Genomic DNA, 23,799 nt, shown 5'->3' with positions numbered 1-23,799 from the left:
AATAATCAGGAACATCCTTGCAAAAGCACCCTTACTCCTGGCAAATCTATAATATCAATTTAACATCTCTAGCTTCCAGACTTTAGGCTGCTCAATACCGGAAAGCATAAAAGCTATCCAGTTTCTACTGTCGAACTCCAAGTCCATTACCAATGTACCCACACCAAATAGAGGCTAGCAAGCCTAATAGTTGATACTTTGTCTTAATCCATTAGAAGCCAACTTACAGCCTTTCAAACCAAAAGATATGGAATAACGTGAACCATTTCCTTCAGAAAGGGGGTAGATAGCTTCACGAAAATGTTCTATCAGGTAGAATGGCTCATCCATCCGAGAAGAACTAGATACAATGGACGTAGTTGCGCTGGAGAAAACTAACGAATACCAAGGCCGTTACAGGGTTGAGCGCACCCTAGGGGCTGGAGGTATGGGGGTTGTTTACCTCGCTGAAGATATCAAACTCGGACGCAAAGTCGCTATCAAGCAGTTGCGCTCAGATATGACAGGTAATTCAGCTGAAGCTCGTTTTCGTAGTGAGGCACAATTATTAGCCAAGCTTAATCACCCAAATATTGTACGTTTGTACGATGTTATTGAGGAAGAACATAAAATAGCTCTTGTCATGGAGCTGGTTGAAGGGGTCACTCTCAAGGAGTGGATGCGCGAACACACCCCCACACTGGCAGAAAAGCTTGAGTTACTAATGCAAGTATCTCTCGGGCTTGATAGGGCACATAGCCTCGGTATTATTCATCGAGATCTCAAACCAGAGAATATACTAGTCACTATTGATGGCGTTGCCAAAATAACTGATTTTGGCATCGCCAAAACTCTCGACTGCGACCAGCAACTGACCAGGGAAGATCATATTGCAGGCAGTGTGCAAGCTATGTCCCCTGAGCAGCTACAAGGAATTCCTCTGGATGCACGTAGCGATTTATTTAGCTTAGGTAGTATTGCTTATGAGTTACTCTGCGGTTGTAAACCTTTTGAACGAGGTAGTATGAGCGCATTGGCTTTCGCTCAGCAAATCACAACCAAACCCCATATACCACCTCAACAAGCTTGGCCTGGTATCCCGAAAACTCTTGGCGCACTTTTGGATAGACTTCTTGGAAAGCGTCCAGATCTGCGACCAGATTCTGCACAACAAGTCTATGAAGCCCTGGAAATAATTTGCAAATACGGCATTGATGCCAATACTAAACAATACTCTGAAACCGTCACTCAACTACTAATCAAACCACGTAAAAAGCATGGCCGTATTATTGCTGCCTTAATGGGATTAGGACTATTGACGATGTCTAGTCTTTGGGGGTGGTATTACTATTCGCAGCTGCCTCCTCAGTATATTGCCGTTTTGCCTGTGAATTTAAATGGTGATATCCATGGCAAGAAAGACTCTGATATGCTACTGAAGGCAATGGTTCGGCAAGCCTTAATGAGTTCCGCTACTCAGCTTAAATCTAGCGCCATAGTTAGTTTTACTCCGGAAGAAAACACTAATCAAGAACAACAACTAGAAGATTTACACAATCGAGGGGTGACAACCGCATTAGCAGCTCAGCTTAACTGTCTTCAACTACGCTGCAATATTGAAATACAAAGAATAAGTACGGCCGATGCAGAAATTCAAAAACAAATTAGCTTTGTTTTCCTAAGCGACAAGCATCAAGAGGCTCAATACACTATTGGTAATAGCACCCTAGAGCTATTCCCAGCAAGCTATAGGAAAAATTTAAACCGTGAAGTGAAAATGGAGTCCGATGACTACAAGCACTACCTATCAATTCTTTCTAAAGATACCTCCAATATAGCTATTACAAAACTTGATCTAGAAATAGTTGAAAACCTTATTGGAAAATATCCTCAAAACACCAATCTATATGCACTATATGCTAGGCTGGCTTCTCGCATGCATAGCATTAATAATGACAGCAAGTTCCTCACGACAGCTTTAGGTATTATTGCTAGTGCAGAGGGATCAGGGGCCGAAGAAACAGCCCTGCTTGAAGCGAAACTACTGATTAAAGCTTCTGGAACAGACAAGAAAGGTTTTGAGGCCACGCTTAAGAAGCTTCAGGCTAAAGGCCATCCATCTGCCCACTTACTAGTCCAGTTTGCACGTTTTCAATATACACAGGGCAATTACGATCAAGGACTAATTTATGCAAAAGAGGCTGCAGCTATGTCTCCGTCAGCCCGCAATCTCTATTTTGTTGCTATCAATCAGTTAGCAATAGGTGACTACGAATCCACAAGAAAAACAACAGTAAAATTAATTGAAAATTATCCCGGTTACTGGCCTGCTTACGCAATTCTTGGAGTGATAGAGTTGGAAACTGGTAATTTAACTCTCGCAGAAAAAGCGATCACTTCAATACCAGAAGATATGCGTTCATGGAGAACTCAATCCAACTTAGGAATTATTTTCTTTTTACAAAAAAAATACTCTGAAGCACTAAAAGTATATCTTAGAATATTAGAAATTTCCCCCAACAATATTCAAATGCATGGTCAAGTTGCTGAAACCTATCTGATGCTAAATGACCGAAAAAATGCAGAAAATAATTTTGATCAAGTGTTACAGCTAACTCTTAATAGCACTGAATTGAGGGCTAGGCGGTGGAGAGCTGAAGCGCTAGCAAACTTGGGGAAAACCTCAGATGCAATAGCTCTAATTAAAGAGCTACTACGTGAGTCTCCTGACGACACTTATGTCAAGTACTCAGCCGCTCAAGTGTATGCTCTTGCGGGAGAGTGGCAATCTGCGGGCTACCACTTAAATGAGCTATTAGCTCTAGGAATGAGTAAAGAGTGGTTCTCATTACATGCATTCAAAGAGCTATGCTCTCAATCTCAAGAATTCAAAGATTCTATTTGCCTGTACCACTAGGAGGATAAGGATCAACCCCAGCTTCAGGATCCCCGGAAACAAAATGCATGCCAGTCTCTGAGTCAACACACATCCATAAAAAGTTAAACCGATCAGGAATTTGCTCTCTATCCCTGATCTTGATAATCAGTGTTGTGTAATCCCCATCCGCTTCCTTGGCACGAGCACGGAACTGGTGACGGAAATCCGGGCTCAATGCAATAATGCCATCGAGTTTATGATTTTGCTTGTAACGAACAAATTCTAACTCTCGTCCAGGCACTTCCGTAAGATCCAGAGAAATCCTTAGGGTAACTACACCCCCCTTATGAATCTTAAAGAGCATATTCCCAAAGTGTTCTTCCGGGTTAGCTGCATTGTAAAGAGGCCAATACTGAGGCTCGCCATCCTTCTGCTCTCTGGGCCGTAAAACCAGATCCAGCTTTAACCCTTCTTTAGGTACCTCGCACTCCAGTACGGGTAAGTCGGCACAAGCGACCATTATTCATCCCTCTCGTAAGAATTTGTTATTTGGTGTCACCAAAAGACGTTTTATCTCATGTAAACTACGTCTGTGACCGCGCAATCATAACCGGTACCGGTTTAAAAAAAGCCGGCAGTACTGATACTACCGGCCCGGAATGATGGTCCCAACCATCGACGGTTACAACAACACTATCAAGAGCAAAATTTGGCATCCGTGCCCCGGGCAAGCTCATCCAAAAGTTCCGACTAAGACTCTGCACCTGTCGGTTCCAGCTCGACCGTTCAGCTTGCGCTGAATCCTTTTAATCCCACGCTTACGAAAACGTGAGAAAACCAAATCCATCCGAAGTTATGTTGCGGGGGCTGCCGATCCATGGCAGGGGAACTGCTTAACAATCTCCCGCCCCCTCAACTGGAACCTACTTTACGGATTTGAGAATTACAGGTCTATCACGCCCAATTACAGAAAATTACGCGCCAAATGTTTTATACGTCGGCATAGGCTGTTAGAGTCGCGATATAACAAAAAGCATCGCTTAGTGAGGATACGATGGAAGCGAATCTCGAAGATGTAAAAATTCTCTCTCCCCGCCGCAACAGTACTGAAGCCACAAATATTGAGGAGTTGGCGCGTGAACAATTACAGCATTTCTGCATCGATTCAGACTCAGAGCACGGCCAATTACTGGAGCAAACTGCAGCACTGCTATATCAGGCCCAGGGCAATCTGAACCAACTGTGGAGCCAGGTTACAGACACCCTGCAGCGCTTGGATCGCTCAGATAAAATTGCTTATTTCAATGCCAAGCGCTTTATGAGTTTCCAACTGGCAAAACTGCTGGATACTCTACAAAACCCACTGCGGGCTAGCTTTCAAAGTCTGCAGGGAGACGATTTCAATATCACCACACGTGGTGGTTATCCACTATTCGACAATATTCCAGCGATTTTTTCCGCAACCCCGGTGATCGCACGCACTGCCACCTACATCTATGCCTGTACCGAGTGGGTAGATGACGCCTTTCGCGGCCGCGAACCCAGCCACGACATTTACTCACGCCTGCTCAACCCGACTTCTATCTCCCTCGCCAATGCCATTGTGGACCTAGAGTGCGGTCCTGCAGCAAACGAATATATGGCCTGGAACTTTAACTCTGGCATGGCAGCCATTGATGCACTGCTTTCCAACCAGCTGCGCCGCGACGATATATTGATTGTCTCGCGTAATATCTACGGCGGCGTACACCAGCTGCTTCAAGATTTTTACGCTCGAAAAGACAAGCTAGCAATCCAGCTGGTTTGGTTTGATGGCACTAGCGGAGAGGATTTTAAAAAGCTTTTAAATGAGACCCAGCAGAATTATGCCGATAATCTTGCTAGGGGGGCGAAGATCCACACCTATATCGAATCACCCTGTAATCCACACGGTATCATGTTGGATGTACCGGGTATCTGTAAGATGGCACATCGGGAAAATATCCTCGTAAGCCTGGATGCCACCTTGGCCACTCCCTTTCTGTATCAACCATTACGCCGGGAGGACCGTGAGGAGCGCCCGGATTTTGTTGTGCACTCCTATACCAAGGATATTGGCGGCACCGGCGCTGCAACAGCTGGCGTGGTTATTGGGGAAAATCACCGCATGTTTATTCCCAAGGGGGACAGTGCCAAAGGGCTCAACTGGGACCAGTGCATGTTCTGGGATGTATATTATATTAAAGGCGCTTTCCTGGATGCGGATAAGGCATGGGAAGTGCACTGCGGCATGCGTACCCTGGAAATGCGTATGCTTACCAAATGTATCAATACATTGAGCCTTAGCCATTTCTTTGCCAGCCACAATAAAATCCGCGTGAATAGCCACGCGGTAGAGAGTCACCCGAATTCAAAAATGCGCGAGTCATTAATGCGCTATGAGTTCCCAACACCGTTGTTCAGTATTGATATGGAGGCGGCACAGATTCCCACCGCGGCCTTCAAGAGCTTCTTTGATGCATTGGAACCGGCCTTTGGGCAAATGGTGAGCCTGGGGCAAACCAATACCATGGTACTCTGCCCTGCACTTACCTCTCATTCGGAGCTCTCTCCTGAAGCGATGGAAGCAGCAGGCATATTCCCAACCACCATCCGTATTTCAGTGGGGGATGAAAATATGGCACAGCTCGCAGCCCACGTGATTAATTGCGCACGTCTACATCTGGACCCTGTGAGTCCAGGGTTCAGTGACGGCTTTATCTCTCCGGAGGAGGCCGATGCACTCTTTACTCACTTCTATATGCAATCCCACCAGAAGGTAGTGGAAGCACAACCGAAAATTGCCGATTACCTGTAAAGGAAATTGATTTAAGGGAATGAATGAAAGTGGCGCAGCCGGTAACTACCGTTGCGCCGCGCTTGTTGCACTACCCTATATCCCGTAGTATCACTACTTCTGTCCATAATTTAATCAAACAAAAATGCCGAAAATTTCCGCATGCCTTCTGGCCTGGGTACTTTGTTGCCTTTCTGCAATGGTGCTGGCCCAAGGATACGAGCAGCTTTACAGCGACTACCGCGGCAGCCTCTACCAGATTCGCCTGATCGAAAAATCCTCCAACTCCAAAGCCGGTCTCGGTTCCGGGTTCCAAATCTCAGCTGATGGGTTACTTGCCACCAATTACCATGTAGTCGCTCAGGCCGTCAGTGATCCTGAAAAATACACTCTGGAGTATCTATCCACTGACGGCACTAAAGGCACACTGGAGTTGCTGGATATAGATGTAGTGAACGATCTGGCCCTACTGCGCCAGGACAATCCAGGTAAGGAGTATCTTCAACTTGCCACCGACACCCCCAAGAAGGGTGAAACCATTGTTTCACTCGGCAACCCTTTGGATCTGGGTATGACACTGATTCCAGGCACCTACAATGGTATTGCCGGCGGCAGTTTTTATGATCGTATCCACTTCGCCGGTTCCATCAACCCAGGAATGAGTGGCGGCCCAGCAATCAATACCCGAGGCCAAGTGGTAGGTATTAATGTCGCCACTGCTGGAAATCAAGTGAGCTTCCTGGTACCAGTAGATAAGCTATCCACGCTAGTAGAGCACTACCATCAGCGCGACGAAGCCCTGGACTTAAAGGCTGTGACGTACCAGCAGCTTGTCGACAACCAGCAGCGAATTATCAACTCCATCCTGCAGGCCGACTGGAAACGCCGTTCGCTTGGTGAAGCAAAGGTAGTTGGGGAAATCGTGCCGGCCATTAAGTGCTGGGGCAATACGCAGGATGATGACGATAGCCCTATAAAGCGCATCGACAAGGGCTGCACTGGGCAAGATGTTATTTTCCTTTCTGACGAGTTCAATACCGGCAGAGTGGAGTATGAATTTTTCTGGCTGGAGGCCGACAACTTGCTGCCTGCACGCTTTTACGCAGAATATGAACAACAAATGAGCACGTTTTATCCTGGCAACAGCGCTGGCGAAGAAGACGTAACTAATTTCCACTGTCGCCAGGGCTTTACTTCGCAACCGCGTACTGGCAATGGCCCGGTATCAAAACCAGACCGCAGTAAAAAACCACTGATTGCGCGTACCAGTTATTGCGTAAGACGTTATAAAGATTTTCCCAATTTATATGACATCTTCTTTCTGAGCCTCAGTGTGGACCAGAAAAACCGTGCACTGGTGAGCCACTTTACCCTCTCTGGTTTTACCCAGGAGTCCGCCGACGCCTTTACCGAGAAGTTCACGAGCGAGATCCAATGGCACTGATTATTGAAGAACTCAACCGTGCCCATCGGGTACAAATGCGTTACTGCATGGATGGGGAAAAATTCACTCTGGGTCGCGCTTTCAGCAACGATGCTATCCTAGAAGATATTCACGCCGATGGCCGCCACGCTGAAATACGCCATGAAGAAGACGGCAGCTACGTTCTGCATGACCTTAATTCAGTTAATGGCAGCCAGCTATTAGGTAACCTGCAGGACAAGTCGGTCAAGCCTGGAGAAATCTCCTCACATCAGATTACCTCTGGGGATATAGTGCAATGTGGCAAATCCCGGCTGCGCCTGTTCTACTCTGATGATGCTGTGCCAGCAGCTACCCCACTGCACTCTCTGGAAAGTTTGTTTTCAGGCCTATCCCGCCCCTTGAACGCCATATTGCTAGTATTGGCTGTGGCCTGCTCCACGGTGCTACTCAGTTACCTCAACTATGCACGTAGCTATGAATGGACACTTGCCATCAATATATTGGCAAGTGCTACCATCGGCCTGGTGATTTATGCCGGTGCATGGGCTTTCATTGGCAGAGTGGTAAAACATGAAACCCACTTCTTTGCCCACCTGTCTATCGCCGCTATAGGCGCCCTAAGCTATACCGTTTGGGAGTGGTTCAGTGGGGTGTTGAACTACAACTTCGCTATCGGCGATATGATGGAGGCTCTCGACTTCCTCGTGCTCGCGATCATTCTGCCAGCCATGCTCTGGTGTGCCTGCTACCTGGCCACCAATCTTGGACGCGGCTGGCGTTGGGCTGTATCGATGGTATTACCCATCGGCTTTTTAGGGCTCAGCCTGGTTGAAAGCCTCAGCAAGCTCAATGATTTCAGTGAGGCACCGGAGATTTCCACCGAACTCAAGTACGATAATATGCTGCTACGTAGACCGGTGCCGATGCAGGATTTTATCGCCGGCTCAACAGCACTATTTGATATTGCCATCGAGAAAGAAGAGTCGGAACCGGGGAACATGGACAGCTCTACCGAGGAAGACACAAGCAGCAACGCGGAGGTTGGGCAATGAACAAGTCATTTTGGAGCCCTGGACTGGAGCAACTGGAACCTTATACTCCAGGCGAACAAGCCAATAGTAAAAACCTGGTCAAGCTCAATACTAATGAGAACCCTTACCCTGCCTCGCCGGGGGCGCTCTCACTATTAGCACAAGGCGATTTCGCTGATGCTCTGCGTCGATACCCGGATCCGGAATCCCTTGAGTTACGCGAAGCTATTGCGGAGCGCTACGATCTCAATAGCAATCAAATATTTGTAGGCAATGGCTCAGATGAAGTCCTTGCGCTGAGTTTCTACAGTTTTTTCCGTCGCAGCGACCCTCTGCTATTCCCCGATATCACCTACAGCTTTTATCCGGTGTACTGCCAGCTTTTTGATATAGAACCTAAAACCATCCCTCTACGCGAGGATTTCACCCTTGCTGTAGAGGACTATGCCGGTAATGCCGGGGGTATCATTATTCCCAACCCCAACGCACCAACTGGCCGCTACTTACCACTCGATCAAATCAAAGAGTTATTGCGCCTGCATTCAGAACGGGTAGTAATTATTGACGAAGCCTATATCGATTTTGGCGGAGAAAGTGCCACCCAGTTGATTGATCAATACCCTAATTTATTGGTGATCCACACCCTATCCAAGTCCTATGCCTTGGCCGGCCTGCGCCTCGGTTTTGCAATGGGACAGGAACATTTGATTGAGGGATTGCTTCGCGCCAAGAACTCCTTTAACTCTTATCCAATAGACTCCATTGCCCAACAGGTTGCAACCGCCGCAATACGCGATCGCGCCTGGCATGCAGATAACTGCGGCAAGGTCATCGCTACGCGCCAGCGTAGTGGGGCAGCCTTACAGGAGCTGGGCTTCCAGGTCGTGCCTTCCAAGGCAAATTTCATTCTGGCGAAGCCACCGGAGCCAGGGGCTGAAGCCCTATACCTGGCACTGCGTGAGCGGAATATCCTGGTGCGCTACTTCAACAAGCCCCGTATCAGTGATTACCTGAGAATTTCCATTGGCACAGATGATGAAATGGACCAGCTTATACGGAACTGCAAAGAGATACTTGCGTCACAGAGCTAGCAGGCAACCTGTCTATACTCGTCGGGTCCGCTTAACTGCGATCCGACTACAGTGACTTACCGGTAACATGGGAACTATGTACTTTCCATCAACGTCCCCCTCCATCAAACACCCCAGGTTGATTGCCCGCGCCCTGGCCATTACCTCAATCGTTCTCAGCAGCATCGCCCAGGCCAACCCCTGGGAAGAAACTGAAAAGCCCAGCGCTCAGGCGGCCTCCAGCATTGGCACCTACACCAATGGCTGCCTTGCGGGGGAGAAACCCTGCCCTTGCGCGGTGAGGGTTATCAACTGGTGCGCACAGGCCGCGAACGCCATTTTGCGCACCCGGATACTATCGCCTTCCTAAAAGACTTTTCGCAAAGTGTGGCACAGAATGATCTGGGCAGAATCCAGATTGGCGATATGTCCATGGCCCGCGGCGGCCCCTTTGGCAGCGGTGGGCATAGCAGCCACCAAACCGGCCTGGATGTGGATATCTGGTACTCCCAGGATCGGCGTGCTGCCAAGCGACCACTCACGCAGTGGGAGCGCGATAATATCTCCGCTATTCCTCTGGCAGATGCAAAAAAACATCGCCTTATTGACGAAAACTGGGATGAGCGAGTCCCCAAAATCCTGCGTATGGCAGCAGAAGACCAGAGGGTGGAACGTATCTTTGTACATCCCACAATCAAGCGCCAGTTGTGTGAAGTTGTGGGCAGGGATAACGAATGGCTGCGCAAAGTGCGCCCCTGGTGGGGACATAACTATCACTTCCATGTACGCTTGGCTTGCCCCGAGGGAAGCAGCGATTGCAAACCCCAGGCACCGGTGCGAACAGATCCCTGTGGCAACGACCTGGACTGGTGGTTTAGCGAGGAATTCTACGCAATACTAAACGGCACCAAGCCCCAACCGACAAAGCCCAAACCTAAGACGATGCCGCAGCAATGCCAGCAGGTACTATTGGCACCCCCTGCCGGCACCACGACGGAATAAATCTATGATCAACACTTTGCTTATCTGTGGCGGTGGCGGCAGCGAGCACGAAGTGTCCCTGCGTACCGCGGATTTTATTGAAGCGCAGCTGACACAAGCCGAAGATATTGCCCTGAAGCGGGTGGAAATGGATGCAAGTGGCTGCCTCACCGATAAACAGGGCCGGGTTTACCATATCTTTTACGACCGCAAGATTCGTGATGAAGAGGGCAATGCCTGGAACGTCGATTACGTTATTCCCTCCATCCACGGTTACCCCGGTGAGACAGGTGACCTGCAATCCCAGCTGGATATGTTTGGTATCCCCTACTTCGGGTCCGCACCTGAAGCCAGCAAAATTTGCTTTAACAAAATCAAAACCAAGATGTGGCTGAGTGCGCTGGGAATAGACAACACACCCTATCTTTTTTTGCACAGCATGGAAGCTGAGGAGCTGAATAAAGCTCACGCAGCGCTGGAGGAGTGGGAGGCGATATTTGTAAAGGCCTCCAACCAGGGTTCCTCAGTAGGTTGCTTCAAAATTACTCGCAAGGAAGAATTAGTAAGCGCAATTGAAGAAGCCTTTACTCTCTCCCCTATGTTTTGGTAGAAAAAGCCTTGAATGCGCGTGAACTGGAAGTGGCAGTCTATACCTTTGAGCAAGAGCTAATCGCCACTCGTCCCGGCGAAGTACGCGCTCCATCAGATACTTTTTACACTTATAAAGAAAAATATGCTGCTGGCAGCCGCGCTGAAACTTTTATTGAAGCGGAGGGACTGAGCGAAGAACAGCTGGAATGGATTCGAGAAGTTTCGATGCGTACTTTTAAAGCCTTAAAGCTAAAAGATTTGTCCCGTATCGACTTTTTCCTGACCGATAATAACGAGCTTTACCTCAATGAGGTAAACACTTTTCCAGGTATGACACCCAACTCCATGTTCCCAAAAATGATGGAGAACTATGGCCACGATTTTACCGAATACCTGACAGGCCTGATTCGTGCTGCAGTATCTGAATCGATACAGGATCGGTAGTTAGAAAATAGTTATTAACCGTTCGAAATCTGAAAAACCAAAAGGGGCAATAGGCCCCTTTTTATATCTGACATTTATTTTTACTTTTCCAATCTATCTGCCAATCAGAGGTGTAACCATCCCTGCTGCCTGCGCCGAGAGAACTGACCACGCAAGAATTCCATTTGGTCACCTCGAATACGCTCACTGTTAATTAGCGCCAGATATTCCGCCGCATTTGGGCAAAATGGCAATGCCAATAATTCCATATCAATGTCTTCCAACAAATGACTTCCTTTGTGCTGATTACAACGCCTGCAAGCTGTTACCACATTTTCCCAGGAATCCAAGCCTCCTTTGGATACAGGCATAACATGATCACGGGTCAGATCGATAGATTTAAAGGGCACGCCACAGTACAGGCAGGTGTGAGCATCACGAAAAAATAGCGCCCGGTTTGTCAGTGGAGGTCGGATGCGCGGGCGCGCCATTCTGGCACCACCACAGGCAATGATTGCCGCCAGATCCAATGTGGAACGCTTACCGCTACGATTGAAACCACCACGTACCCGCTGCACAATCCCCCGAGTGACCATGTGACCAAATCCCGCACATACAGGCAGGAAGCCTCCTGCCATGTAAGCCATTCCAGTGGCTGCCCTGCCAAATTCAGGCGTAAAATTCTTGCTTGCATGACCTCGCCTCCCCGCAGTCAAACGGAAAAACCCGACTCATACCGAAAGTCATCACAGCCAGCAGGCTAAATAATTTTAAAAATTGGCTGTTTGTATACAGGCAACCTTGATAGGCCGGATAGATAGGTTTGGGATGGGATTCAATCTGTAAGAGAGATTTCAGTGTTGAAAAAATAAAAACTATGACAGGAAAAGTGCAATAACCTGCTAATAATTTCACCGACAAGAAAACAGCACCCCAACAACTCGATGATGTCTGGGGCAAAATGGGCACTGCTGAAAGTAGATTACTGAATGCGCCACCCTCCGCCAGCCCGAGCAATTTTGGCCGGCCTATCATTATTAAAGCGGATAAATATTACAAATTCCAGACAGCTGAAGCCACCATCAAGAGTAAACTCACTCTCTTAAACCGTCCGAGGAGTGGAACAGAAAAACATTAATAGATTTTATTTAAATAAAAATGTGAGGAAGTTTGGGCACAATAATTAAAACACCGCCCAGGCAATCCGGCCCGGGCGGTGCGTCTCACAGGATGGTGCCCATATCCTTAGGGCGAGCGGCGCAATCCATTTATCCTTTGCCGCAGAGGTGCAGTCCCTTTTGCGTCCCTGCCAGTTAATTATGGACATCAAGCGAGAAAAAAGTAGGGGTAATCTGCTGAAATTTGTGTAAGACATATCTCACAAAGTGAAATATTTCCTTCACAAAGGAGGGGAGACCCTGTAGACACGCTGTGGTAAAACAAGGGTAATTAGGTGAGCGCGGCCACTATAAACACCTTTATTTCAAGTGCAATCCAATTAGGGAAAATAACGTTGAAATATACGCTAATTTTTTTGCTTATCTTTACCGCTGTAGTTTCAGGCGCCTTATCCGCAGTTGCTTCAGGAATAAGTGTTCCTTGGCGCCAACTTTTTGGTGGCATTAAAACTACCGAGCAGCAGGTTTTAAGTGGGCTCTCAAACGCTCAGGGATACAATCTTCAACTATTTGCCGACGATGTTCCCGGGGCACGCTGGCTGGTGATCACCCGCTCAGGCGACATCCTCGTCTCGCAGCCAAAAAAGGGACAGGTATCTCTGCTATCCCCAGACCGTAACGGCGACGGACAAGCGGATGCCCAGCGGGTATTAATCGATAACTTAAACCGGCCCCACGGTCTAGCTCTATATGAAAACTGGCTTTATATCGCAGAGAGCGATGCCGTTGGGCGGGTTCCACTCGATCATTCCGATGGGCGCCTTGCTGGAAGTTACCAAAGGATTATCGAAAACCTGGAGGACAGCGGTCACTGGACCAAAACCATTGAAATGGGTCCAGACGGCTGGCTTTATCTGAGCAGCGGTTCCAGCTGCAACGTCTGCATCGAGAAAGACCCACGGCGCGCCACGATAATGCGTATGCGGCCAGATGGCAGTGACTTTAAAATCCTTGCCACTGGACTTCGCAATAGCGTTGGATTCGACTGGTCCCCAAAAGATGGCGGTTTATATGCCACAGACAATGGCCGCGACTGGCTCGGCGACGACCTCCCACCCGATGAGCTCAACCTAATTCGGCCAGACAAGTTCTATGGCTGGCCCTATGCCTATGGAGACCGGATACCCGACCCAGATTTCATTGGTGATGAAAACCCGACAGTAAAAGAGATGATCGCATCCTCAGTTCCTCCGGTACACGAATTTGCCGCACATAATGCGCCATTGGGTATTCGCTTCCTGCGCAGCCCGGAACAACCGGAAGACTACCGGGGGCAGCTCTCGTAGCCCTGCACGGCTCTTGGAATCGCAGCGTCAAAGACGGTTACAAAGTGGTATCCCTACACTGGGATGAAAGTGGGGATATCACCCAGCGGGATTTCCTTTGGGGGTTTCTCAGTGACGATCGCAAAGAAGTTTCTGGTCGACCAGTGGCCATTGCTGAAGATAGCCAGGGCTCAATTTATATTACCGACGACTACGCCGGGGCGATTTACCACCTGTCTCCCGGTAGCATGCTAAAAGCCTCGGCCCCCTATCCTCTCAAGGTCACTAATAATACTCCCAGAAAACCACCTACAATAGACTCCGACGCCGCTCGCGAAGGCAAAGCCCTCTACCAGGATCATGACTGCGCTCATTGCCACCAACAACAAGTGCCCTTGAAAGAACTGAGCAAAAAATACACTTTGGAGACACTTGCCAGTTATTTCGATGCACCGACGCCTCCTATGCCTAGATACAACTTTACGGATCAGCAGAAAAAAGCACTGGCTCATTACCTGTTATCTCTCGAGGCCCTGAGATAGCTCATCTACTAGGAAGCGAGTGCACTCTAATTGACCCTTGTCGCGCCAGCGGCTAAGGTTGCCTCGGAATTAAGAGGCGATGCTATGGCGGCAAAGAAAAAATCAGCAACTTTTGAAGAAAGCCTGGAGGCCCTGGAAGAATTGGTGGAACGCCTTGAGGCCGGAGACCTGCCTCTTGAAGAGGCCCTGGCTGACTTCGAACGTGGAGTAAAGCTCACCCGTGAGTGCCAGAAAAAACTGGCCAGCGCCGAGCAGAAGATCAAACTGCTGATGGAAGAGAGCGGTAATATTCGCGAGCTACCATTCGATACCGATGATTCCGCGGATGATGCCTGAGTGAGTAGTAAAACCGCACCCGTAACACTGCGGGCCTTTCTCCATGATGCAGCCACAAGGGTTGAAGCACGAATCAAGGAAGTCCTCAAGCAACCTGCCCCCAATGCCGAAAAACTCTTTGAGGCTATGCGCTATGCCGCATTGGGCCCAGGCAAACGCCTGCGTCCGGCCCTGGTATATGCCAGTGCCAAAGTCTTTTATGGAGTAGATTTTGATCCAGCTAAATGTGATGCAACCGCGGCGGCCCTAGAGTGTATTCACGCCTACTCCCTGGTCCACGATGACCTACCAGCAATGGATGACGACGATCTGCGCCGGGGCCGCCCTACCTGTCATATCGCCTTTGACGAAGCCACAGCAATCCTTGCCGGCGATGCACTTCAAACCCAAGCATTTGAACTGCTACTGGCAGATAACACTGAGCCTGCACTCAAGTTACAACTTTTACAGGAGCTGACGACAGCGTCTGGCAGCCGGGGAATGGTTGCGGGCCAGGCTATCGACCTGGACTCTGTAAACAAAACCCTTACTCTGGAACAACTGGAGCCTATGCATCGCCTGAAAACTGGCATGCTGATCTGCGCCAGTGCACGAATGGGTGCTCTACTCGGTGGCGCCAACAGTGTCCAGCTACAAACTATTAGTCACTATGCGCAAGCTATTGGCCTGGCTTTCCAGGTACAGGACGATATCCTCGATATCACTGCAGATACTGAGGTTTTAGGTAAGCCCCAGGGTGCAGACGCGCTGCTGAACAAACCTACTTATGTCTCCCTTCTTGGCGTAGATGGCGCTCGGGAGAAGTTGCAGGGACTGCACAACCAGGCCCTTGATGCCCTGGTTACACTGCCTGGCGATACCTCATTACTGCGAGAGCTCGCTGATTATATCGTCCAGCGCAGCCACTAGAGTGGGGCGTCCGTCCCCCTTTGGGATGCAATATGCCTGTCACGGGCATACAATCCCCCTCACTATCATTATCTGTAGCCATTGATACGATTGATGCTCGAAGACATTCCACGCTCACGCCCTCATACGCCGCTGCTCGACTCTATCGACGAGCCAGCCCAACTGCGCGCGCTTGACGAACGCCAGTTGCCCGAACTCGCCAACCAGCTGCGCGAATACCTGTTGTACTGTGTCGGCCAAACCGGCGGACACTTCGGCGCCGGTCTCGGCGTGGTGGAACTGACTATCGCCCTCCACTATATCTATAACACTCCAGAAGACCGCCTGGTGTGGGATGTAGGCCACCAGACCTACCCGCACAAGATTCTCACAGGTCGCCGCGAACAGATGCTCACCATGCGCCAGCAGGGCGGCCTATCAGGCTTCCCCAAGCGCAGCGAGAGCCCCTACGACACTTTCGGAGTCGGTCACTCCAGTACCTCTATCGGCGCGGCCCTGGGTATGGCCCTGGGCTCCCCCGATGAGCGTAAAGTCGTAGCGGTTATCGGAGACGGCGCCATGACCGCAGGTATGGCCTTCGAGGCGCTCAATCACGCATCTCATACCGGTCGGGATATGTTGGTTGTTCTCAATGACAACAGTATGTCGATCTCGAAAAACGTCGGCGGACTGGCCACCTATTTTGCCAAGATCCTTGCCAGCAAGACCTACCTCAATATGCGCGAGGGCAGCCGCAAGATCCTGTCTGCGATACCCAAGGCCTGGCAGCTGGCACGACGTACAGAAGAGCACGTCAAGGGCATGATTACCCCTGGTACACTTTTCGAGGAACTGGGATTCAACTATGTCGGCCCACTGGATGGCCATAATATGCACGATCTGGTGCACACCCTGCGCAACCTGCGCAGCCAGCCCGGTCCCCAGCTACTGCATATAGCCACAACCAAGGGCAAGGGCTTCGGTCCGGCGGAGGCCGACCCTGTCGGATACCATGCACTGAACAAACTGGAACCGGAGAGTAAAGTTCAAGTTGCAGTGCCAGGTAAAAAGAAGCTGCCCAAATATCAGGATATCTTCGGCCAGTGGCTGTGTGACACTGCCGCCCAGGATGAGCGGCTTATAGCTATTACACCCGCCATGTGTGAGGGCTCCGGCATGGTGGAGTTTTCCAAACGTTTTCCACAGCGCTTCCAAGACGTAGCCATTGCCGAGCAGCACGCTGTTACTCTCGCCGCCGGCCTCGCCTGCGAGGGCCAAAAGCCGGTTGTGGCCATTTACTCTACTTTCCTGCAGCGCGGCTATGACCAAATGGTGCATGATGTTGCCATCCAAAACCTGGATGTCACCTTCGCCATCGACCGCGCCGGCCTTGTTGGTGAAGATGGCCCAACCCATGCAGGCAGCTTCGATCTGACCTTTATGCGCTGCCTGCCCTATCTCGCCATCGCAGCGCCCAGCGACGAAAACGAGTGCCGCCAGTTACTGTATACCGCCTACTGCCACAATGGCCCCGCCGCTGTGCGTTATCCGCGCGGTACCGGCATGGGCGCTACGATCGAAGAAGAGATGCGAGAGCTTCCCATCGGCAAGGGCCGTTTACTCCGCGAGGGCAGCGGCGTGGCGATATTGAATTTCGGTACCCTGCTAGCCCCCGCTATGGCAGCTGCGGAGCGCCTTGGCGCCACTCTCGCCGATATGCGCTGGGTCAAACCATTGGATGAGTCGCTCATTGACGAGCTGGCGGATAGCCACCAATTGCTGGTGACCATCGAAGAGAACACCATTGCCGGTGGAGCCGGCAGCGCAGTGCTTGAGTACCTTAATGCTACTGCCAGAACCATGCCTGTATTGCAGTTAGGCCTGCCAGACCAAATTATCGAGCACGGTAAGCATAAGGACCTGCTCGCCGGAATCGGTCTTGATGCTGCCGGAATTGAAGAGCAGATACATCGCCGGCTGCAGATACTTAACCAACACAACTTCAAGGGGCGCACGGCAGCGGCCAACTAATCGGGTTCGTTCCAGGACCTTCCCAGTCCAACGAACCAATAACTTCAATAGTGTGTCCAGCTTTATTCAGGTACTGCGGGCGCGACTGGGGCTTTTTACTGGCCCTTTTTCTATCAATTTCTGCTTGGATTCGGGGGAAAGATGTCGTTTTTTAAAAAGCCCTTGTCACTTCCATAGGCCTGCTTGCCAGTTTCAGTGCTACCGCCATGGACCAGAAAGCTTTCAGAAAGGCCTTTAAAGCCCTTCCCTCTGAGAATGCCTCGGAGCAGTTGATAGCTTTGCAAGACTTCCGCTACCGGTGGATTATGGAAAGCTATCCCAGCATGGCCACCTACGAAGGCTACCCCGGACAGAATGACCGCTGGGTGGACAACTCAAAGAGAGGCATCGAAGTTCGGCAGGAACAGACCCGTCGACTTTTAGGTGCTACTCGCAATCTAGATGCCAGCGAGTTGCCCGAAAAGCAACAACTGGACTACCAGTTGCTTTACCAGGATTTACTCGGTGAAGTAAAAGGCTTCCAGTTTCCCGATCACCTACAGCCTGTGACCCATATGAGCGGTATCCAGCGCAGCGTGCCAGCTGTGCTAATTAGTATGCCGCGCCGCTCGGTGGCCGATTACGAGGATATCCTGGCTCGATTGGAGAAGCTGCCAACCCTGGTTGAGCAAACCCAGGAATTGATGCGTGAGGGACTCAGGAGGGAAATTACTCCACCACAGATTACCCTGCGTGATTTACCGAGGCAGATCCGCGCCCTGATTCCAGCAACTCCGGAACAGAGCCCGCTGCTTAAGGTCTTCGCAGACATGCCAAAGGGCATTCCGGTTGCCAGGCAACAGAGCCTGCGCCAACGTGCTCTGGATATCTACAACAAGCAGTTAATGCCGGCCTGGCGGAAAATGGCTGAATTTATCGAGCGTGACTATATCCCCGGTGCGCAGAAAAATATCGCTCTTAGCAGCCGCAATGACGGCCTGCGCTGGTACGCCTATAAGGTTGAGCAAAACACCACTACAGAACTAAGCCCTGAGGAAATCCACCGCATAGGGTTGGCCGAAGTCAAGCGTATCCGTGCAGAGATGCAAGCTGTCATGCAAAAGACTGGCTTCCAGGGAGACTTCAAGGCCTTTACCGAATTCCTGCGCACTGATCCACGCTTTTACCACACCAGCCGTGAGGCCCTGTTAAGAGACTACCGGGATATTGCCAAGCGCATCGATGGCGAGCTGCCCGCGCTGTTTGGCACCCTGCCCAGATTGCCCTATGGAGTTAAACCCATTCCCAGCTACTCGGAGCAGTCACAAACCACGGCCTATTACCTGCCAGGCTCCAACGAGGCTGGCCGCGCAGGTATTTTCTTTGCCAACACCTACAACCTGCCCAGCCGGCCCAAGTGGGAAATGGAGGCGCTGACGGTACACGAGGCAATGCCTGGCCATCACTTACAGATTGCCCTGGCCCAGGAGCAAAGTGATATTCACCCACTGCGACGCATGGCTCTCTATACCGCTTTTGTGGAAGGCTGGGGCCTCTACTCCGAGAGCCTCGGATATGACCTGGGTTTGTACAAAGATCCCTATAGCGAGTTTGGTGCACTGACCTACGATATGTGGCGCGCCGTGCGCCTGGTTGTAGACACCGGCATGCATCAACTGGGCTGGAGCCGTGAGCAGGCAATTGGTTATTTTATGGAAAATAGTGCCAAGCCTCTGCACGATGTCACCGTGGAAATTGACCGCTACCTGGTTTGGCCAGGACAGGCACTGGCCTATAAATTAGGGCAGTTAAAAATTAAAGAGCTACGTGCAAAAGCAGAAGAAGAGCTAGACAATAATTTTGACATCCGCAGCTTCCACGACGCCCTTCTTGGCGCCGGCGCGCTGCCCTTAAATATTCTCGAGACACGAATGAACAGCTGGATTGAAAGTCAGGGCTCTGCATCGGCTCAGGCAACTCCCCCAGCAACATCGCAAGCATCGGCGGGCTAGAGAAACTAAAAGGGCAGGAATTCCCTGCCCTTTTTTATGACTGAAGTCTCCGCTAAAAGCCCTCTAATCACCACTCGGAAGATACTGACAAATATATTGAGCGTGGCTCCCCTGGAAAGTATCTGTCCCCAACAAAGCTGCTGTAGTCCGCTCGCTCTGCGTAGGCCTTATTGGTAAGGTTTAACGCCCTTATAGAAAGAGCCCAGCGATCAAATACCCACTCGGCCCGCAGGTTCAACAAATTGTGCCCGGAATATTCATGCTGATTTTGGGGATCTGTGAAGTAGCGCGCCTGATGTAACCATTCCAGCTCAGCGGTTATCTCTTGCCGGGGTTGCCATTGCAGGCGATAGCTACCGAAAGCCCTGGGGGCTGAATCCACAAGATTGCCATCCAGTAACACTCCCTGCAGCTCTCGCTCATCACGGTAGCGGTGCTCCGCATAACTGGAGGATGTCTCCAGTCGCCAGCTCTGGGAAAATGCATAGCCAAGCGCCATCTCCACACCGCGATGTGAGGTTTTCCCACTGGATTGGTTAAAGTACTCCGTATCCCGAAAAATTACATTGCGCTTGCGCATTCCATAAGCCACAAGTTCATAGGAAAGGTGCTCTTTAAGAATTCGCACCCCCAGTTCAATACTGCTGATTTGTTCAGAATCCAATTCGGCAACAGTTTGTTCTCGCTGTAAACGATAAAGTTCTGTTGCTTGGGGAACCCGATATCCTTGGGCCATATTGACAAAAAACTGCAAGCCAGGTTTGAGATCGTAAGTAGCTCCTAGTTTGGGCGACCAATTCTGGAAGCTGTCTTTGCGGTCTTCTGGCCGGCTAAACCTACAGCCACCAAAGCCACAAGGGAGACCATCCTCGGCCGTACGGCCAGACAGCATTTTATTATTGTAGTCATACTGTACCGATTCTAAACGTACGCCGCTGTAGAGCTTTAAAGTATCGGTAGCATTCCAGGTAGCCAAAGTAAAAGGGGCAACGCTGTAAGCATCTACTTGATAGTCATAGTGCTTACCTACGGGGATAGTCTCCCGTAAAAAACCCGATCCCTCTGTTGGCTCTTTCTGGAGTTCTCGTAAATAGCCTTGGGTAAATTCCATATCTAGCCCCATTACTATTTCCAGGTTGCCTGCCCTGGTAAAGAAATAGCTGCTTCGCAGGCCGATACTCTCCTGGCCATTTTCTTCCAACGCCTGCCCCGGTAAATAGTGCTGTAGAAAACGCATATCTGTTTTTCTAAGATAAGGGGCCAGTGATAGCTTTTTCCCCGAGCCCAAATCAATATCGAGAATAGAGTAAAGCCGTACCGCGGAGGCATCGCGGAATGCTTCTGGGTTCGGGTTTTCCCTGTCCCTCCGATCATCCCGATAGACATTGTATCCTTCGATATAACCCGCTGTTTCCTGATTTAAATTCGTGACTGCCAGACGAGAACGGATCTGTGTCTGCGCTGTAGAAACAGAGTGCAAAAGACTGAGCTTTTGCTGGTCATAACCAGAGTGGTCCCTATAGCCACCATCAGATGCCAGGGAAAGATCTGCTCGTACTCTGCCTTCGTTAGAAAGATCAGATTCAGCTGAAATACTGGTTCGATAGTAATCATGGGGGCCACCTTCAAAACCTAAAGTTCCAGAAAAGGCTTTTGTATTTTCTTCAATTTCCGGACTCAGAATATTCACGACACCATGCATAGCATTGGAACCATACAGAGTGCCGGCTGGTCCGCGAATAACTTCAACTCGCTGTGCCACTTCACTATGGGATTCAAACAACTCATTTATATTGCAGAATCCATTTGCCCGCAGAGGGATGCCATCCTCCATTGTCAGCACACTGCCACAGGCTCCAGCCCCTGACAGTACTGGCGAACGCAATGCGGGCAAATATTCCAGACCGTTGCCTCTTGCCACATTGGCCCCAGGGACTCGCGCTAAACTTTGCTGGATATGATTGTGCTTAATCAGCTTTAATTCCTGACCGGCAACCATAGAGAAGCTTTCAGGATACTCCTGAAGCTGTTTTTCAACACGACTAGCTGTAACGACGACAGATTCGATATTCGCTTGGTCGGACCAAGCCACCTGGCTGACCGACAATAGTATTAGCCCCAGACTCCTGATTTTTTTTAACATGCTTCCAGCTTGATTCTCCTTCGATTACAGTCAACCATACAGGACCTGGGCAGAGTTTTCCCATTCTCTCCCTTCCCACTATCAAATTCCCCTTTCCGCCTTAGCCTATCAAGCTCCCAGTCAAAACCTGTGCCAATGTAAAAACACGCAGTAGCGACACCCCACCGGCATATTAGTCGATCAATTTTCTCTAAACTCTTAAGTAAAGTGGCAGTTAGCTATTCTCCGACCTAACCTCCAAAAGGAGGATGAAATAGGAATTTTTTAAAAATTACGTTTTAAGAGGAAAAGCATGGCCTGGTTCTACCTATTGTTGGCTGGTCTTTGTGAGATTGGTTGGGTACTGGGGCTGAAAATATCCCAGGAGGTATCTACCCGCCTGCTGGGTGTTGTAATGGCTGTTGTGTTTATTGGCCTCAGCGGATTTTTACTGTGGTTGGCCCAGCGGGAAATCCCCATTGGAGTTTCCTATGCGGTTTGGACAAGTATCGGAGCGGCCGGTGCCTTTCTGATGGGAATCGTTTTCTTTGGTGAGACGGCCAGCCTCGGTCGATATCTCGGGGTACTGCTAATTATCGTCGGGGTTGTCACATTAAAACTGGCTCGCTAGCTTACATAACAGTTTTGAAGGGCAGCTAATGCTGCCCTTCTATCCCTGGTTGCATACCACTTATAAAAATTAGAGATTCAGGAGTTACTTTCCATCCTCCCCGTGATACTTGCGCTTACGCGCCTGGTTTTGCACAGATCGATACATCTGGGATAGCGCTCTCTCCCCCGCCCGTTTCTGCGCCAGAGTTTGACCGTTACGGCTTAGTTCCTGTTGCAGTTTTTGCCAATTGCGCAGGCGCCGCCCATCCAGCGAACCGCCCGTTATCGCCTCTTGTACCGCACAGCCTGGCTCTGACTGGTGCCGGCAGTCAGAGAAGCGACACTCCCTGGCCAAGGCCTCAATATCGGAGAAAGTCTCCGCCACGCCACCTTCAACATGCACCAACCCCAGCTCCCGCATTCCAGGGCTATCGAGTAACAGCGCCCCCCAACTCAGGGAGTGAAGAGAGCGTTTCCGTGTGGTGTGGCGCCCTTTGCTGTCAGCTTCACGAATGGTCCCAGTCTCAGCCAGAGATTCGCCAGACAGCGCATTTAGCAAAGTGGACTTACCCACTCCAGAAGAACCTAACAGCGCGATAGTTTCCCCAGGTAAGCACCACTGGCGCAGCTGTGCCACGCTCTCTCGATCCAGGCTATTTACCATTGCAACAGGTAATTCACCGAATGGGCGCAATGCCTGAAGAAAAGGGGCAGTATCTTCACACAGGTCGGCCTTAGTCAGTATCAGGTGGGGGCGGCAACCGGACTCCCGTGCCAGAGCCAAATAGCGCTCAATACGTGAGAGGTTAAAGTCCTCATTCAGGGACGAAACAATAAAAACACTATCGACATTGGCAGCGATCATCTGCACCTGATGCCCCCCAGGTGCCATGCGCTCAAACTGGCTGCTGCGGCTCAACAAACGCACAAAATATCCACTGCTCTTCTCTAACAACAGCCAATCCCCCACCGTCGGCAAATTAGCAACAAGACTCCCGGTTAGGGGAAGGGACACAGCCCCCTGCTCGCCGGCCAATTCCAGGCGACCGCGGTGTACAGCCATAACCCGCAGCGGCAAACACTGTTCGAGTTCTTCGAGCGTCACCTGCTGTTGGAAAAAGACTTCCAGCCGAGCTTTTGTAGCGGAGAAGCTTCCCGCTCAATTTTGATAGATGGGGATTTAGTGCCGAATCTGTTAACAGACCGGCGGGTAAAGTGAGATTTACTCAAGATTGAAACCCTCTGGGCGCAACAAAGCACCAAGCGACCGCAGATACGCGGCCAACAGAGCTTTCTCAGGGAAAGCCCGACGTCTAGGAATCTATCGCCGGGCGTGGGCAGCTGGAGGCTGCTACTGGACCCGACGGAGGGTTGCAACAATCATCAATCATCCTCCGCAGTTATTGAGTTCTGGACTCCGCCATAGTACCTGGCGGGTTATGGGCAAATTAGCACTACCCGGGGATAGGAGCAAGGATAATCCCGGGAAGCCTCTTAGTAATTGCCCCGCCACAAAAAGCAAAGCCGGCAAAAGCCGGCCTTCGAATCCGATTACAGCGAGTGCATCACCTTTCTCGACTCACCATAACCCGATCAGCTGAGTATAGATCCGGCTTTTTCTTTCGCCATCACGTTTACTC

General features: G+C 50.3%; 19 protein-coding genes and 1 pseudogene. 16 read left to right on the top strand and 4 right to left on the bottom strand.

What is annotated here, in order from left to right; translation table 11 throughout:
• Positions 1–349 precede the first annotated feature (349 nt).
• A complete protein-coding gene (locus P3339_RS03345) occupies positions 350–2,896 on the top strand; it encodes a serine/threonine-protein kinase (RefSeq protein ID WP_282952430.1) in 2,547 nt (848 codons plus the stop codon).
• On the opposite strand, the gene P3339_RS03340 is transcribed toward P3339_RS03345, so the two are convergent.
• Positions 2,877–3,377 carry a hypothetical protein gene (locus P3339_RS03340; protein ID WP_282952429.1) on the bottom strand — a complete coding sequence of 167 codons (501 nt, stop codon included), beginning with the start codon at positions 3,375–3,377 and terminating at the stop codon, positions 2,877–2,879. The genes P3339_RS03345 and P3339_RS03340 overlap by 20 nt on opposite strands.
• Positions 3,378–3,911: 534 nt before the next feature.
• Here P3339_RS03340 and P3339_RS03335 point away from each other — a divergent pair.
• From P3339_RS03335 to P3339_RS03305, 7 genes are all read left to right on the top strand, one after another.
• Complete coding sequence (locus P3339_RS03335) at positions 3,912–5,693, top strand: trans-sulfuration enzyme family protein (protein WP_020414532.1); 1,782 nt, start codon at positions 3,912–3,914, stop codon at positions 5,691–5,693.
• A gap of 124 nt (positions 5,694–5,817) precedes the next feature.
• Positions 5,818–7,116 (top strand): S1C family serine protease, encoded by a 1,299-nt coding sequence (locus P3339_RS03330; protein WP_282952428.1) that lies wholly within the window; start codon positions 5,818–5,820, stop codon positions 7,114–7,116.
• Positions 7,107–8,150, top strand: coding sequence for an FHA domain-containing protein (locus P3339_RS03325; RefSeq protein ID WP_282952427.1), 1,044 nt, complete (start codon positions 7,107–7,109; stop codon positions 8,148–8,150). Before P3339_RS03330 ends, P3339_RS03325 begins: the two co-directional genes overlap by 10 nt.
• A complete protein-coding gene (gene hisC, locus P3339_RS03320) occupies positions 8,147–9,220 on the top strand; it encodes a histidinol-phosphate transaminase (RefSeq protein ID WP_020414529.1) in 1,074 nt (357 codons plus the stop codon). The genes P3339_RS03325 and hisC overlap by 4 nt, the downstream gene beginning before the upstream one ends.
• 270 nt (positions 9,221–9,490) lie before the next feature.
• Positions 9,491–10,201 carry a penicillin-insensitive murein endopeptidase gene (locus P3339_RS03315; protein WP_282952426.1) on the top strand — a complete coding sequence of 237 codons (711 nt, stop codon included), beginning with the start codon at positions 9,491–9,493 and terminating at the stop codon, positions 10,199–10,201.
• A 4-nt stretch (positions 10,202–10,205) separates the two neighbouring features.
• On the top strand, positions 10,206–10,790 hold the full coding sequence (locus tag P3339_RS03310) for a D-alanine--D-alanine ligase (protein WP_282952425.1): 585 nt from the start codon (positions 10,206–10,208) through the stop codon (positions 10,788–10,790).
• 8 nt (positions 10,791–10,798) lie between these two features.
• A complete protein-coding gene (locus P3339_RS03305) occupies positions 10,799–11,215 on the top strand; it encodes a D-alanine--D-alanine ligase (protein WP_282952424.1) in 417 nt (138 codons plus the stop codon).
• 104 nt (positions 11,216–11,319) lie between these two features.
• Here P3339_RS03305 and P3339_RS03300 read toward each other — a convergent pair.
• Positions 11,320–11,888 (bottom strand): annotated as a pseudogene (locus P3339_RS03300) (HNH endonuclease).
• Between the two features lie 819 nt (positions 11,889–12,707).
• Between P3339_RS03300 and P3339_RS03295 the strand changes: the two are divergent.
• The 6 genes from P3339_RS03295 to P3339_RS03270 all read left to right on the top strand — a co-directional run bounded on the left by P3339_RS03295 (position 12,708) and on the right by P3339_RS03270 (position 19,425).
• Entirely contained in the window at positions 12,708–13,658 is a 951-nt protein-coding gene (locus tag P3339_RS03295) for a PQQ-dependent sugar dehydrogenase (protein ID WP_282952423.1), read from the top strand.
• A 44-nt stretch (positions 13,659–13,702) separates the two neighbouring features.
• Positions 13,703–14,179: a c-type cytochrome gene (locus P3339_RS03290; protein WP_282952422.1), complete on the top strand. Its 477-nt coding sequence runs from the start codon at positions 13,703–13,705 to the stop codon at positions 14,177–14,179.
• 84 nt (positions 14,180–14,263) lie between these two features.
• Positions 14,264–14,515 carry an exodeoxyribonuclease VII small subunit gene (locus tag P3339_RS03285; protein ID WP_282952421.1) on the top strand — a complete coding sequence of 84 codons (252 nt, stop codon included), beginning with the start codon at positions 14,264–14,266 and terminating at the stop codon, positions 14,513–14,515.
• Entirely contained in the window at positions 14,516–15,424 is a 909-nt protein-coding gene (locus tag P3339_RS03280) for a polyprenyl synthetase family protein (RefSeq protein ID WP_020414523.1), read from the top strand. It begins immediately after the preceding gene.
• A 93-nt stretch (positions 15,425–15,517) separates the two neighbouring features.
• Positions 15,518–17,434, top strand: a complete 1,917-nt coding sequence (gene dxs, locus P3339_RS03275; RefSeq protein WP_282952420.1) for a 1-deoxy-D-xylulose-5-phosphate synthase — start codon at positions 15,518–15,520, stop codon at positions 17,432–17,434.
• 206 nt (positions 17,435–17,640) lie between these two features.
• Complete coding sequence (locus P3339_RS03270) at positions 17,641–19,425, top strand: DUF885 domain-containing protein (protein ID WP_282952419.1); 1,785 nt, start codon at positions 17,641–17,643, stop codon at positions 19,423–19,425.
• A 67-nt stretch (positions 19,426–19,492) separates the two neighbouring features.
• On the opposite strand, the gene P3339_RS03265 is transcribed toward P3339_RS03270, so the two are convergent.
• Positions 19,493–21,568: a TonB-dependent receptor gene (locus tag P3339_RS03265; protein WP_282952418.1), complete on the bottom strand. Its 2,076-nt coding sequence runs from the start codon at positions 21,566–21,568 to the stop codon at positions 19,493–19,495.
• 292 nt (positions 21,569–21,860) lie between these two features.
• Here P3339_RS03265 and P3339_RS03260 point away from each other — a divergent pair, with 292 nt between their 5' ends.
• On the top strand, positions 21,861–22,178 hold the full coding sequence (locus P3339_RS03260) for a DMT family transporter (protein WP_020414519.1): 318 nt from the start codon (positions 21,861–21,863) through the stop codon (positions 22,176–22,178).
• An 84-nt stretch (positions 22,179–22,262) separates the two neighbouring features.
• Here P3339_RS03260 and rsgA read toward each other — a convergent pair whose 3' ends face one another.
• Entirely contained in the window at positions 22,263–23,222 is a 960-nt protein-coding gene (gene rsgA / locus P3339_RS03255; RefSeq protein WP_282952417.1) for a ribosome small subunit-dependent GTPase A, read from the bottom strand.
• Between rsgA and P3339_RS03250 the strand changes: the two genes are divergently transcribed.
• On the top strand, positions 23,211–23,378 hold the full coding sequence (locus P3339_RS03250) for a hypothetical protein (RefSeq protein ID WP_282952416.1): 168 nt from the start codon (positions 23,211–23,213) through the stop codon (positions 23,376–23,378). The two genes, rsgA and P3339_RS03250, sit on opposite strands and share 12 nt — an antisense overlap.
• Positions 23,379–23,799: the final 421 nt, after the last annotated feature.

It is taken from the genome of Microbulbifer sp. MLAF003, from assembly GCF_030012965.1.
In the GTDB taxonomy this organism is placed as follows: Bacteria; Pseudomonadota; Gammaproteobacteria; order Pseudomonadales; family Cellvibrionaceae; genus Microbulbifer; species Microbulbifer variabilis.
This window is presented reverse-complemented; position numbering and strand designations above follow the sequence as displayed.

What these genes read in the sequence shown, in the direction of transcription:
- P3339_RS03345 (WP_282952430.1), top strand. Translation starts at nt 350, where the DNA reads ATGGACGTAGTTGCGCTGGAGAAAACTAACGAATACCAAGGCCGTTAC.
- P3339_RS03340 (WP_282952429.1), bottom strand. Translation starts at nt 3,377, where the DNA reads ATGGTCGCTTGTGCCGACTTACCCGTACTGGAGTGCGAGGTACCTAAA.
- P3339_RS03335 (WP_020414532.1), top strand. Translation starts at nt 3,912, where the DNA reads ATGGAAGCGAATCTCGAAGATGTAAAAATTCTCTCTCCCCGCCGCAAC.
- P3339_RS03330 (WP_282952428.1), top strand. Translation starts at nt 5,818, where the DNA reads ATGCCGAAAATTTCCGCATGCCTTCTGGCCTGGGTACTTTGTTGCCTT.
- P3339_RS03325 (WP_282952427.1), top strand. Translation starts at nt 7,107, where the DNA reads ATGGCACTGATTATTGAAGAACTCAACCGTGCCCATCGGGTACAAATG.
- hisC (WP_020414529.1), top strand. Translation starts at nt 8,147, where the DNA reads ATGAACAAGTCATTTTGGAGCCCTGGACTGGAGCAACTGGAACCTTAT.
- P3339_RS03310 (WP_282952425.1), top strand. Translation starts at nt 10,206, where the DNA reads ATGATCAACACTTTGCTTATCTGTGGCGGTGGCGGCAGCGAGCACGAA.
- P3339_RS03285 (WP_282952421.1), top strand. Translation starts at nt 14,264, where the DNA reads ATGGCGGCAAAGAAAAAATCAGCAACTTTTGAAGAAAGCCTGGAGGCC.
- dxs (WP_282952420.1), top strand. Translation starts at nt 15,518, where the DNA reads ATGCTCGAAGACATTCCACGCTCACGCCCTCATACGCCGCTGCTCGAC.
- P3339_RS03270 (WP_282952419.1), top strand. Translation starts at nt 17,641, where the DNA reads ATGGACCAGAAAGCTTTCAGAAAGGCCTTTAAAGCCCTTCCCTCTGAG.
- P3339_RS03265 (WP_282952418.1), bottom strand. Translation starts at nt 21,568, where the DNA reads ATGTTAAAAAAAATCAGGAGTCTGGGGCTAATACTATTGTCGGTCAGC.
- P3339_RS03260 (WP_020414519.1), top strand. Translation starts at nt 21,861, where the DNA reads ATGGCCTGGTTCTACCTATTGTTGGCTGGTCTTTGTGAGATTGGTTGG.
- rsgA (WP_282952417.1), bottom strand. Translation starts at nt 23,222, where the DNA reads ATGGCTGTACACCGCGGTCGCCTGGAATTGGCCGGCGAGCAGGGGGCT.